This is a genomic window from Marinobacter litoralis (assembly GCF_016427555.1).
GTDB lineage: Bacteria > Pseudomonadota > Gammaproteobacteria > Pseudomonadales > Oleiphilaceae > Marinobacter > Marinobacter litoralis_A.
Genome location: NZ_JAELVS010000001.1, coordinates 46,411 through 59,257, shown reverse-complemented (window position 1 = coordinate 59,257; position 12,847 = coordinate 46,411). Strand labels below are relative to the sequence as shown.

The 12,847-nt window shown below is 55.3% G+C and carries 12 protein-coding genes; 8 read left to right on the top strand and 4 right to left on the bottom strand.

Translation table 11 applies throughout. The annotated features are described in order from the left end of the window. Positions 1-7: 7 nt before the first annotated feature. Positions 8-724, bottom strand: coding sequence for a ribonuclease PH (gene rph, locus JAO79_RS00260; RefSeq protein ID WP_199005176.1), 717 nt, complete (start codon positions 722-724; stop codon positions 8-10). Positions 725-906: 182 nt separating this feature from the next. Between rph and JAO79_RS00255 the strand changes: the two genes are divergently transcribed. Then, positions 907-1,773 (top strand): YicC/YloC family endoribonuclease, encoded by an 867-nt coding sequence (locus JAO79_RS00255; protein WP_199005175.1) that lies wholly within the window; start codon positions 907-909, stop codon positions 1,771-1,773. A gap of 43 nt (positions 1,774-1,816) precedes the next feature. On the opposite strand, the gene JAO79_RS00250 is transcribed toward JAO79_RS00255, so the two are convergent. After that, a complete protein-coding gene (locus JAO79_RS00250) occupies positions 1,817-2,695 on the bottom strand; it encodes a universal stress protein (RefSeq protein WP_199005174.1) in 879 nt (292 codons plus the stop codon). A gap of 147 nt (positions 2,696-2,842) precedes the next feature. Between JAO79_RS00250 and gmk the strand changes: the two genes are divergently transcribed. The 4 genes from gmk (at position 2,843) to JAO79_RS00230 (ending at position 6,578) form a co-directional block, all read left to right on the top strand. Further along, positions 2,843-3,478, top strand: a complete 636-nt coding sequence (gene gmk, locus JAO79_RS00245; protein ID WP_199005173.1) for a guanylate kinase — start codon at positions 2,843-2,845, stop codon at positions 3,476-3,478. A gap of 105 nt (positions 3,479-3,583) precedes the next feature. Continuing rightward, complete coding sequence (gene rpoZ / locus JAO79_RS00240) at positions 3,584-3,796, top strand: DNA-directed RNA polymerase subunit omega (RefSeq protein ID WP_114334795.1); 213 nt, start codon at positions 3,584-3,586, stop codon at positions 3,794-3,796. A gap of 174 nt (positions 3,797-3,970) precedes the next feature. Beyond that, a complete protein-coding gene (locus JAO79_RS00235) occupies positions 3,971-6,112 on the top strand; it encodes a RelA/SpoT family protein (RefSeq protein WP_320158915.1) in 2,142 nt (713 codons plus the stop codon). Positions 6,113-6,191: 79 nt separating this feature from the next. Then, positions 6,192-6,578, top strand: coding sequence for a RidA family protein (locus JAO79_RS00230; protein WP_133006601.1), 387 nt, complete (start codon positions 6,192-6,194; stop codon positions 6,576-6,578). Here the strand turns inward: JAO79_RS00230 and JAO79_RS00225 are convergent. Beyond that, complete coding sequence (locus tag JAO79_RS00225; RefSeq protein WP_199005171.1) at positions 6,571-7,443, bottom strand: SDR family oxidoreductase; 873 nt, start codon at positions 7,441-7,443, stop codon at positions 6,571-6,573. The genes JAO79_RS00230 and JAO79_RS00225 overlap by 8 nt on opposite strands. Before the next feature lie 76 nt (positions 7,444-7,519). On the opposite strand from JAO79_RS00225, the gene JAO79_RS00220 reads away from it, so the two are divergent. The 3 genes from JAO79_RS00220 to JAO79_RS00210 all read left to right on the top strand — a co-directional run bounded on the left by JAO79_RS00220 (position 7,520) and on the right by JAO79_RS00210 (position 12,047). After that, positions 7,520-8,479 (top strand): hydrogen peroxide-inducible genes activator, encoded by a 960-nt coding sequence (locus JAO79_RS00220; protein ID WP_199005170.1) that lies wholly within the window; start codon positions 7,520-7,522, stop codon positions 8,477-8,479. 8 nt (positions 8,480-8,487) lie between these two features. Continuing rightward, a complete protein-coding gene (gene recG, locus JAO79_RS00215; RefSeq protein WP_199005169.1) occupies positions 8,488-10,563 on the top strand; it encodes an ATP-dependent DNA helicase RecG in 2,076 nt (691 codons plus the stop codon). Between the two features lie 116 nt (positions 10,564-10,679). Further along, positions 10,680-12,047, top strand: coding sequence for an HDOD domain-containing protein (locus tag JAO79_RS00210; RefSeq protein WP_199005168.1), 1,368 nt, complete (start codon positions 10,680-10,682; stop codon positions 12,045-12,047). A gap of 282 nt (positions 12,048-12,329) precedes the next feature. On the opposite strand, the gene JAO79_RS00205 is transcribed toward JAO79_RS00210, so the two are convergent. After that, positions 12,330-12,788, bottom strand: a complete 459-nt coding sequence (locus JAO79_RS00205) for a DUF2489 domain-containing protein (RefSeq protein ID WP_199005167.1) — start codon at positions 12,786-12,788, stop codon at positions 12,330-12,332. Positions 12,789-12,847 lie beyond the last annotated feature (59 nt).

Sequence of the window (12,847 nt, the reverse complement as noted above, 5' to 3'; positions counted from 1 at the left end):
TTCTGATTTAGCCTTCCAGTGCTTCTTTCTGAATTTCAAACAGCTGGTTGATAGCCGTGCGTGCCAAGCCAAGCATGCTGTCCAGTTCTTTCTGCTCGAAAGGCGCGCCTTCCGCAGTGCCCTGAATTTCGATGAAGCCGCCTTTGTCGGTCATGATGACGTTCATGTCGGTTTCGGCTTCTGAGTCTTCCGGGTAGTCCAGGTCGGCAACCGGTGTGCCTTTGTAAACACCCACAGAGATTGCCGCGATCATCTGCTTCAGCGGGGATTTTTTCAGGCGCTTGGTTTCTACCAGGTGGTTCAGGGCATCGACCAGTGCTACGCAGCCGCCGGTGATGGCAGCGGTGCGGGTGCCGCCGTCGGCCTGGATCACGTCGCAGTCGATGGTGATGGTGTGTTCGCCCAGGGCTTGCATGTCTACTGCGGCGCGCAGGCTGCGGCCGATCAGTCGCTGGATTTCTACGGTGCGGCCACCTTGTTTGCCGCGGGCGGCTTCGCGGCCCATGCGGCTGCCGGTGGAGCGGGGTAGCATGCCGTATTCGGCGGTGATCCAGCCTTTGCCTTCGCCGCGCAGGAAGGGCGGTACTTTGTTTTCCACAGAGGCGGTGCAGATGACTTTGGTGTCTCCGAACTCAACCAGCACAGATCCTTCGGCGTGGCGGGTGTAGTTGCGGGTGATCCGGACGTCTCTGGGTTGCTCGGGCGTTCTGCCGCTTGGTCGCATAGTGTGTCCTGTTGTTTCAAGATGAATGTCCGGCGCTGGGCCGGTCGGTGTTTTGAAAGGGCGGTGAGTATAGCACGGAGGGCGCCGGGGTCGGGTGCGTGGTGTCCGCTATTGGTCTGGCTCGCCGCTCGCGGCACTTGCCTGTTACACTCGAATGATCATCGATTGGTATTGGAGCCTTTATGATTCGCAGCATGACTGCTTTTGCCCGTAAGGATGCCCGTGGTGACTGGGGCACGCTCACGTGTGAGATTCGCACGGTGAATCACCGTTACCTGGAGCCTTCGTTCCGGTTGCCAGAGGCATTTCGTGAGCTGGAGAACCGGTTTCGTGAGGAATTGCGTAAGGGATTGAAGCGGGGCAAGGTGGATGTCTCGATGCGCCTGCAATCGACCGAAAACGAGGTGCAGAGCTTCGAGATTAATGACGAGATCGCCAGTGCGGTGAACGAGGCGGCAAATCATATTAATCGAATGCTGGATAACCCCGCCCACATCAGCGCGCTGGATATTCTGCGCTGGCCCGGGGTGATGTCGTTGCCGGAGCAGGATTACAGCGCCGCTCAAACTGCGGCAGCTGAGTTGTTTGCCGAGACGGTGGCTGAGCTGGTGAGTGTTCGCGAGCGCGAAGGTGAGCGGTTGCGGCCGTTGTTTGAGGATCGATTGGCCACTATCAGCGAACTTGTAGCCGAGGTGCGTGAGCGTATGCCGGAATTACTGGCGGCTCAGGAGCAAACGCTGCGGGATCGCTTTGAAAAAGCCAAGGTTGAGCTGGAGCCGGAGCGGGTTGCTCAGGAGATGGTGATGCTGGCCCAGAAGAGTGATGTGGCAGAAGAGCTGGATCGGCTGGATGCCCACGTCAGTGAGGTTCGGGAAACCTTGCAGGGCGACCAGGCGATTGGTCGCCGTTTGGATTTCCTTATGCAAGAGTTGAATCGTGAGGCCAACACGCTCAGCAGCAAGAGTTTTGATGCCGCCGTTACACGTGCTGCTGTTGATCTGAAGGTGTTGATCGAACAGATGCGCGAGCAGGTGCAAAACCTGGAGTGATTTTGACGGCGGGGAGGCTGGCCCCGCACGCCTTTTGGGCCGGCTATTCTGCCGGCTTAACCGCTACCAAGTCCGTTCGTAGATGTGTGAGTACTTTTTCGGCAGTGTTGCCGATGACTCGTGCGGCGAGCCCTGTTTTTCCTGTTGTGCCCATCACCACCATGTCTGCTTTGATTTTGTTGGCGACGCTGGGGATGACTTTCTGCGTCGGCCCGGACACGATGTGAACCTGCTCTGGCGTCAGGTGCCAGGTGTGACGCAAATGCTCGATTTTTGGTTTGAGCGCTTCTCGGCGTTTCCGCTCGTGGGCGGCAGTGTCGATGATTTCCAGATCAGCTAACAATACCGATGTGTGCAGAGCGTGCACCAAGTGCAGTTCGCTGCCCATTGCTTTGGCTAAGTGCCATGCCTGATCGATGATTCGGTTGTTTAACGCCTTTTTAACGGGTTTCTCTGTGCCGAGATCCACCGCAGCAAGAATCGGGTGGGCCTTGTTCCATTTGAGTTCGGCCAGCAGCATGACGGGTACCGGGCATGCCCGGATCAATTGCCAATCGGTCGGGGTGTATAAAAGCGTTTCTGATCGGTTTTCGGTTTTGATCACAGCGCTTACGCGTTCTTGCTGGCAATAATCAATAATCCACTGATGGATTTGCTTCTCCCACACGACACGCACATTAACCTTCAGGTCGGTGCAATCGGTAAGAGCCAGCATTTGCTCCAGCCATTTTTCCCGCATCTCAATTAAGGCCTTCTTGGCTCTTTCCTGAACCACCGGGTCGTTGGGCAGGGCATCAAGGTATTCATGCACAAACGCCACGATGTCTACGCTGGCACCCGTTGCCCGCGCGAGTTCCACGCCTCGAGAGAGTGCAATCTGGTGTTTGTGCTGAGGGTCCATGACGATCAGGAGTTTATCCATGCGCTTTATCCATCGTTTGTAAGAGAATTGAATCCATAATATCAGCTGCCAATGGGGTGGGGTGCGGAGGTAAGTCAAACCTCGTATAATTGCGCGCTTTCTGGCCGCTTCAAGGGCCACCATTTGTTGTGCAGGAGAGGTTGAACCATGAGTCAGGCCGGTGGGCAGGGAACCCTGTTTGTGATTTCGGCGCCCTCGGGTGCAGGTAAAACCAGTCTGGTGGCGGAAATGCTCCGGGCAGATTCACTGTTGGGTGTCTCTGTGTCGCACACCACTCGCCCGATGCGGGACGGCGAGCAAGATGGCGTGAACTATCACTTTGTCAGCCGTGAACAGTTCGAGGAAATGATCAATCGCGGTGATTTTCTCGAGCATGCCGATGTGTTCGGGAATTATTACGGCACATCCCAGGTGTGGGTGCGGGACACTCTGGCGAAAGGCCGGGATGTTATTCTGGAAATTGATCAGCAGGGTGCCGAGCAGATTCGCCGGTTAGTACCAGAATGCGTGAGCATTTTTATCGTACCACCTTCCCCAGAAGTCCTGCGTCAGCGTTTGGTTGGCCGGGGTACCGATGCGCCCGAAGTGATCGAGCGCCGGTTGGCTGAAGCCAAAGCTGAGTGCAGTCATGCGGTCGAATTCGATTATCTGGTGGTGAACGACGATTTCGATGTGGCCTTGGCGGATTTGCTGGCGATCACTCGCAGTTGCCGGTTGAAGATGTCGGTTCAGCAGGAACGCTTTGACGATTTACTGAAAGGGCTTACCGGAGCAAGCGAATAGCTGCTGAAAGTTGCAGAGATAACGGTTTGCCGCTGTATACAAATTGAACCGGCAGCAGTAAACTACGCGGTCTAGTTAAAGTACTTGTTATTTTCGGGGAACATAATGGCACGAGTTACCGTTGAAGATTGTCTGGAACATGTAGATAACCGCTTCCAGCTGGTTATGCTGGCTAGCAAGCGCGCCCGCCAGATCGCCACCAAGGGTTCTGAGCCAATGGTGCCGGAAGAAAACGACAAGCCAACGGTTATCGCCTTGCGCGAAATCGCCGAAGGAAAAGTTTCTCGCAGTCTGCTGACTGAAACAGAAGAAGACTAAGCTCCAACCCATCAGGTATACGAAGAATTACCTGCTGGAGCGCGAGAAGCATTGAAATCTGTCTCTGCGGTTTTATAGTGTAACTATAGAAGCCAGCGGGAAAGACAAGGAAGAGCCCGGATGTTCGCATTCGGGCTTTTTTGTCCCTGGCATAAAGAACCAAGTGGAGGCGCGGTGTCGGTAGAGGCAACGGTTGAAGAACTGGCTACAGAACTCAGTTCATATCTAGATACCAGTCGCATTAATCAGGTGCGAAGGGCCTACTATTACGCCGAACAAGCCCATGAAGGGCAGATGCGCAAAAGTGGCGATCGCTACATTACTCATCCGCTGGCGGTCGCCCATATCCTTGCCGAACTGCGGCTGGACCATCAGAGCCTGATGGCGGCGATGCTGCACGATGTTATTGAAGACACAGGGATTCCCAAAGATGCCCTGGCTGATCAGTTTGGCGAAGATGTCGCCGAGTTGGTCGATGGCGTTTCCAAACTGACCCAAATCGAATTTCGTTCCCGGGCAGAGGCACAAGCCGAAAACTTCCAGAAAATGACGCTGGCGATGGCCAAAGACATTCGTGTCATATTGGTGAAACTGGCTGACCGACTGCACAACATGCGCACGCTCGGCCCCATGCCCTTCGAAAAACGCCAGCGCATCGCCACTGAAACACTTGATATCTACGCGCCGATTGCCAACCGCCTGGGTATGCACTCGATCTCCACCGAACTGGAAGATTTGGGTTTTTCCTCGTTGTATCCCATGCGCTCCAAGTACATTTCCAAGGCCATCCAAAAGCTGCGCGGCAATCACCGGGAAATCATTGAGGATATTCGCGGCAAATTGCAGGAAAAATTGGAGGAGCGCGGTCTGCCCGGGCGTATTATGGGCCGGGAAAAACATTTGAACTCCATCTACAGCAAGATGAAGCTCAAACAGAAATCGTTCCATGAAATCATGGACGTATATGCCTTCCGCATCATCACCGACAACGAAGACGACTGTTATCGCATTCTCGGTGCCGTACACAGCCTCTACAAACCGCTTCCCGGCCGATTCAAAGATTACATCGCCATGCCCAAGGCCAACGGCTACCAGTCGTTGCACACCACGCTGTTTGGCATGCACGTGAACATCGAGATTCAGATCCGTACCGAAGAGATGGAACACATCGCCAACAATGGCATTGCGGCCCATTGGATGTACAAAACCGAAGAGCCGGGCGTAGGCAAGGTCAATCAAACCCGCGTTGATCGCTGGGTGAAAGGGCTGATGGAAATGCGGGAGCGGGCCGATGACTCCATGGAATTCATCGAAAACGTGAAGGTGGATCTGTTCCCGGATGAAATCTACGTGTTCACGCCGAAAGGGCGGATCATGGAGTTACCCCAAGGTGCCACCCCGGTCGACTTCGCGTACGCCATCCATACCGATATTGGCAATGCCACCGTTGCCTGCCGCGTAAACCGCAATTTGGCATCACTGAGCCAACCGCTACAAAGTGGCCAGACGCTGGAAATTATCACCGCGCCCGGCGCCCGGCCGAACCCTGCGTGGCTGAGTTTTGTCACCACGGGCAAAGCGCGCAGCAGCATTCGCCATGCTTTGAAAACCCGTAAGCGGGCAGAATCTATGGCGCTTGGCCGAGCGCTACTGAAAAAGTCGCTGAATGGTTTTGATACCAAGCTGTCCGACATCACCGACGCCCAGAAGCAGGCCGTTGTGAATCACAACCAGGTGAACAGTTTTGACGATCTGATCAGTGATATTGGTTTGGGTAACCGAATGGCGTATCTGGTGGCGCGTCAACTGGTTGCAGGCTATGAAACACCGGAAGAAGAACCGAGCGCCGAAACCAAACAGATTGAAGCATCCGGCCCGGTGATGATCCGCGGTGCAGAGGGCATTTTGCTGAAATTTGCGTCGTGTTGTAAGCCAATTCCGGGTGATCCCGTGGTGGGCATTATGGATTCCGGTAATGGCATGATTATTCATACCGACACCTGTTCAAAGTTGCCGGAGGACGATGAAGGTAGGGCCCGATTGACCCATCTGAAGTGGGCGAAAGACATTACCGACGAGTTCTCTGTTGAGCTGCGGGTTGAGCTGGAGCGCCAGCGCGGCGTGATTGCCGAGATTGCCAATGCTGTTGCGATGGCTGACGGCAATATCGAGCGCATTAACGTTGAAGACCAAAATGCCCGGTTTGGCATTGTCAGCCTGGTTGTTCATGTAAACGGCCGGCGCCATCTGGCCAGGGTGATGCGGCGGGTGCGAAATATTCGGGCGGTGACCCATATCAGTCGGGTACGCTATTAAACGCGACCTTTGGCGTAGTTGACAGGCGCTACGCAGAAGGGTGACGATGGTCGTTTTTCTTCAGAGGAAACAGCAGGTCATGACGAATAAATCTGTCATTCAGACCGAGAACGCTCCGCAGGCGATCGGTACCTATTCTCAGGCAGTGAAAGCGGGCGACACCGTGTATCTGTCGGGCCAGATCCCGCTCGATCCGAAAACTATGGAAGTGGTTGCGGGTGACTTCGCGACTCAGACCCGTCAGGTGTTTGAAAACCTCAAAGCCGTGTGCGAAGCCGCCGGTGGCGAGTTAAAAGACATCGTTAAGCTGAACATCTATATGACGGACCTTGCCAACTTCGCGACCGTCAACGAAGTAATGGCCACTTACTTCCAGCAGCCCTATCCGGCGCGCGCCGCCGTGGGTGTCGCAGCGCTGCCGAAAGGCGTACCTGTAGAAATGGAAGCCGTGATGGTACTCAGCTAAGGCTGTTGATCATCTCCCGGTACCCTGCCCGAAAATCGGGGTACCGGAATTCAAATCCACTGGCCAGCAGTCGCTGGTTGCTGCAACGCTTACTTCCTGCTCTGCCGCCTTTGCGTGCACCTTCCACAGGCGCTTTACACGGTATTTGCTGCTGAACCCATTCTACGACTTCGTCTAACCGGACCGGCTCGCAATCGGTGACGATATAAACGTCTTCCAGACTTTTGCCAGATAATGCCAGTTCGCTCATGTGGGTCACGGCCCGCACGGCATCTTGTTCATGAATTCGGTTACTGTAGGGGGCTGGCGGCTGAGGATTCATCCGGCCTTCCAGCACCTCTTCCAGAAAACGCTGGCGAGTGGGGCCGTAGATGCCGCTGAAACGGATAACGGTGGCGGGGTGAATGCTGCCCAAAGCCGTTTGTTCGCCCTGCAGAATGTGTTTGCCGGTATAGCGGCTGGGCTCTGTGGGACTGGTTTCATCAACCCAGCTATCGTCGTCCTGTGCATAAACGCTGGTGCTACTGACAAAAAACAGACGGGTCAGGGGCTGGTCGCCAAGAGCGTTCAGCAAATTCTTCAAGCCGGCCACATAGGCATCCTGGTAGCCCTGTTCGTCGTAGGATGACGGTGTCAGGCAGTAAATAACAATGTCCAGGCCATCAGGGATCTTGCCTTCCAGCGTCTCGGGTTTGGTCAGGTCGGCGCCGATGCCGGTGATGCCAGCCGGAACCTTCTCGGGGCTTCGGCGCAGGCCGAAAACCTGTGCATTCTTGTCGGCTAATGCCACGGCTATGTCTCCGCCGAGCTTGCCGCAGCCAGCCACCAGAACTCGTGATAATTGCTGATGATTCGCCATTGCCATAGACAATTTCAATCCTTATCCTTTAGTTGATAAAGTACGTGCAACTTCGACCTGAACAATCCGACCGGAGCCGACGATGACCCTCACCGAGTTACGATACGTTGTTACGCTTGCCCGGGAAAGGCATTTTGGCCGTGCCGCAGAGCGCTGCCACGTAAGCCAGCCCACCTTGAGCGTGGCCGTGAAGAAACTGGAAGAAGAGCTCGGTATTTCGTTATTTGAGCGCAGCAAAAGCAGCATTCGAGTGACGGAAGTCGGGCAGCGGATTATTGATCAGGCGCAAACGGTTTTGGACCAGGTGGGCGTGATCAAGGATCTGGCCCAAGACGGCAAGAATCAGCTGAACTCGCCTTTGAAAGTGGGCGCGATCTACACCATCGGCCCCTACCTGTTCCCCCATCTGTTGCCGGAGCTGCGCCGGGCGGCACCAGAGATGCCGCTGTTCATCGAAGAAAACTACACCGCAAATCTGCGCCAGAAGCTTCGGCACTCCGAACTGGATGCCATTATCATCGCGCTGCCGTTTGATGAACCGGAGGTAGTGACTCTGCCGCTATACGACGAGCCCTTTGTGGTATTGCTGCCAGCCGATCATCCGCTGACCGAGAAAGACGAGATCACCGCCGAAGAAATGGCCGAAGAGCAACTGCTGTTACTGGGGCCGGGCCACTGTTTCCGGGATCAGGTGCTGGAATCCTGTCCTCCGCTGGTGGATGCCGTTACCCGCCGGGCGGGTGAGAGTCAGCCGGGTCTGGTGACCGAAGGCAGCTCTCTGGAAACCATTCGCCATATGGTGGCCTCGGGTTTGGGTATTACGGTGTTGCCGTTGTCCGCCGCCACAGCCATCAAATATCAGGAAGATATTCTGGCCGTGCGCCCGTTCGCCGCACCGGTGCCTTTCAGAACAGTGGCCTTGGCCTGGCGAGTAACCTTCCCGCGCCCCAAAGCCATCGACATGCTTTCGCTGGCGGCCAGCCAGTGTCGTGTTATTGAGCGGGCCAAGGAGGCAACCCCTGCAGCCGCAGCCCAAAAATGAGGTAAGCCATGGCGTCACTGGATGACATCTCTGTTACCGAGCTCAAGGGTGTAGGAAGCGCCCTGGCTGAGAAATTGGCCAAGTTGGGCATCCAGTCCATGCAAGACCTTCTGTTTCACCTGCCGCATCGCTACGAAGACCGCACGCGGGTTATCCCGATGGGCAGTCTGCGGGTGGGCGATGTGGCGGTGGTGGAAGGGGAGGTGATGAAAGCCGACCTTGTGATGGGCCGGCGCCGCAGCCTGCAGGTAACCCTGAAAGACGACAGCGGCTTTCTAGTACTGCGGTTTTTTCACTTTAATGCGGCTCAGAAAAACCAACTCAGCGAAGGCACCCGAGTGCGCTGTTTTGGTGAAGTGCGCCCGGGCCGCGCGGGTTACGAGTTTTACCACCCCGAATATCAGACCAACCCGCCACCGATGCCCGCGGCTAATGAAGCTACGCTTACGCCAGTTTATCCGTTAACCGAAGGCATTCAGCAACCTCGGATTCGAAGCTTGTGCCAACAAGCGCTGAAATACCTTGAACGCCATCCGATTAAAGATTGGTTGCCCCCGGAGTTGCTGGCGGATTATCAGCTGCCGTGCATTACAGAGGCGGTAAAGTTGGTGCATTCACCTCCGGCAGGCGCACCGGTGCCGCTATTGTTGGAAGGTCGTCATCCGGCGCAGCAGCGATTGGTGATGGAAGAGTTACTGGCGCACCAACTGAGCCTGTTGCAGGTAAGGGAACAGATACAAGCACGAGAAGCGTTACCGTTGTTACCGGCAGGTGATCTGACCGAACGCTTTCTGGAAGAGCTGCCGTTCCAGCTCACCGGCGCCCAACGCCAAGTCATGAGCGAAATCCGCCAAGACCTAAGCCAGCCGGTTCCGATGCTTCGGTTGGTGCAAGGGGATGTTGGCTCTGGTAAAACCGTTGTGGCGGCTCTGGCCGCCTTGCAGACACTCGGCGCGGGGGCTCAGGTTGCCTTGATGGCCCCCACCGAAATTCTCGCCGAACAGCACTTCACGAATTTCAAAAATTGGTTGGAGCCGCTAGGCATTCCCATTGCGTGGTTTTCCGGCAAAGTAAAAGGCAAAGCCCGCCAGCAGGCCCTGGAAGCGGTTGCGAGTGGAGAAGCCCAGGTCGCGATTGGCACCCATGCACTGTTTCAGGATGACGTTTTCTTCCACCGGTTGGCGTTGGTGATTGTCGATGAACAGCATCGTTTTGGTGTTCATCAGCGCTTAGCGTTAAGAGAAAAAGGCGTGGGCGGATCACTAGCCCCGCACCAGTTGATTATGACCGCAACCCCGATTCCGCGCACACTGGCCATGAGCGCCTATGCCGACTTAGACACTTCCATCATTGACGAACTGCCGCCGGGCCGAAAGCCGATTGAAACTATTGTGGTGCCAGATAGCCGGCGTGACGATATTATTGAGCGTGTGCGCAGCGCTTGTCGCGAGGGGCGGCAGGCCTATTGGGTCTGCACGTTGATTGAAGAATCCGAAGCCTTGCAGTGCCAGGCAGCAGAGGTGACCTCCCAGGAACTGACAGAGCGTTTGCCTGATCTCAAGGTTGGTCTTGTTCACGGCCGTCTGAAGGTGCAAGAGAAGGCCGATGTGATGACCCGTTTCAAAGAAGGGGAGCTGGATCTTTTGGTGGCGACCACGGTGATTGAGGTTGGGGTGGATGTGCCCAACGCGTCGTTAATCATCATCGAAAACCCCGAGCGTCTGGGCTTGGCGCAGCTGCATCAGCTTCGTGGCCGTGTAGGGCGTGGTGAACAGGCCAGTTTTTGTGTATTGATGTATCACCCACCACTGTCGATGAATGGCAAAGCACGCCTACAGGCGCTCAGAGACAGCCAGGACGGCTTTGTCATCGCCGAGAAAGACCTTGAAATACGTGGCCCCGGTGAAGTGCTGGGCACTCGTCAAACGGGCTTGATGCAGTTTCGTTTGGCCAATTTCGAACGGGATAAGGGCTGGATCGAGCCCATCAAGGAAATGGCGCCCGCGCTTATGAAACAACCAAGAGTAGTGGACGCGTTGATTCGTCGATGGTTGGGCGAAAAAATTCGTTATGGCGATGTTTGATAAATTTTTCCAAATGAGCAGCGGTTCTTACTGTTCATAATAAAGGCCTGTTATTGGAAACGTGTTAGTTGCAGAATGAATGCATACGGATTTGATGGGATCATAAGGAGGCATTGATGGAGCTCCCCGGAGTGGTTCAGCAGGCGTTAGGAGAGAGTGGGTCGGATGTGTCGTTACGCAGTGTCGGGCAAATCAAATCCAAGCACTTGCTGCGCATGGTTCTTCTGACGGATAGCGAAGGTAACCTGCAGGCCATTCTGCGCCGTGATGACCTGCTGGATCTGGAAACCCTGAACAAAACTCTGGGCCGCGACCTGAAGTTGATGCAGCGCACAGAGCAAGTGCGGGTTCGGCAGCGAGCCGGCCTGCAGGAGTTACCCGCGCTGCCATCACTGACCGGCTGGCCTACGCTCATTGACCGCAGGGTTGATGAACTGGAATCCATTGCCCTCGAGTTGGTGGAGCAGAATTTGGCGGTCACCATGCCCCTTGAGGACTTTCAGAAACTCACGGCCAAGGCCGATCGCAACAGTTTCGCGATCGATGCGCAATCGGTCGCCGTTAACCTCAATAACGGACAGGATGATCGGGATGAGCTGCATAATGCGCTGAAGAAATTCACAGGCCGCAGGATTCAGCAGCGGCTTGAGGATACCCTGGAGCTTCCGCCTCTCCCGGAAACCGCTCAGCGCATTATTCATTTGCGGGTGAACCCTAACGCCGTGATGGGCGATTTGGTGGATATTGTGGAAAGCGATCCCAGCCTTGCCGCACAAGTGGTGAGCTGGGCTTCATCGTCGTTCTATGCGGCCGCAGGGCAGGTGCGCTCGGTTCATGATGCCGTCTCGCGCGTATTGGGTTTCGATCTGGTGATGAACCTTGCCATGGGCTTGTCGCTTGGGCGCGCGCTTAATGAGCCGCGAGATCACCCCGATGGCTACGTAGACTATTGGCAGCAGGCCATCTGGCAAGCCCAGTCGGCGGGCATTCTGGCCAGCATGATGCCTCGTGGCCAACGCCCGTTGTTCGGTTTGGCCTATCTCTCCGGCTTGTTGCACAACTTTGGCCACCTGGTGTTGGCTCAGGTATTTCCCCCTCATTTCAAACTGGTGTGCCGGTCGCTGGAAGTTAACCCGAACATCGATTCCAGCGTCATTGAGCACCACCTGCTGGGCATTACCCGCGAACAGATTGCCGCAACCTTGATGGAAAACTGGGGTATGCCGGAAGAAGTGGTAAAAGCACTTCGTTACCAGAAAAATCCGGATTACCAAGGCGATCATCATGTTTATGCTCGCTTGCTTTGGCTGGGGCGCCAGCTCTTAACGGCGAGGGGCGTTGCCCTTGGGGCTGGCGAGCCGTTAGCAGATGAGGTGTTTGAAGAGCTGGGATTAGACCGTGAAAAAGTTGAAAGCCGCTTCGATGAGCTGGTCGAGAATAAAGACAGCGTGATGGCCATGGCCGGAATGATGTCGCCTAACTGAATAAAAAAGCCGGCCCGCAGGGGCCGGCAATGATGTCCGCAAATTGCAGAGTCCGTCTCACTAATCAGGAGAAAACAAGGACAGGGCCCCGAGCGAAGTGACAAATTCCCTAGCCCTGCTTTAAATCTAGCTAATGCTCCTCAAAAGGAAAGGCGCCGCCGCAGAAAATAAAGTGTGACGCAGTTCTCATTTTCTCGATCTGCTCGAAGGCACTGAAAAACTTGATTAAAGCCTACGAGTTTCTGCTTTTTCGGTTACAAAATATTACAAGCGCGTCTTGGCCTACTCGAAACGCTCATGTCGAAGAGCGCTCGCTGCCTGACGAATACGTTCCGCATATTCTTTCTCTACGGCAAAGCGTTCCACATCCATCTGTTGCACCATTTCCGTATCCGCCGCCTTCCGCGCCCGGTGGGTGGGCATGTGTTCCAATTTCTCATGCACCAACTGAAACACGTTATACGGTTCTTGCGACAGGAGTTCCGGCGCGACGTAATCCAACAGCCCTTTGAGGCGCAAGCAAGCTTCGGAATACTCCACCTGCTCCTCGCCCACGGCAGCAGCGATAATCCGGATGCTCTCTATCATTTCTTCTTTGCGCTTTGCCTGAAACTCCGCCGCTTTTTTCTGGCGCAGCCGCTCTTCATTGAGCAAGCGTGACTGTCGCCAGATATAAACCAGCAACAGCACGATAACCACCAAACCGATTGCAATAAACGCCAATTGAAGCCCTCTGGGCATTTCACATCTCCCCTAATCATAGGATGTTGCCTGAACTGATCAGGCCTACTCGCAATAGA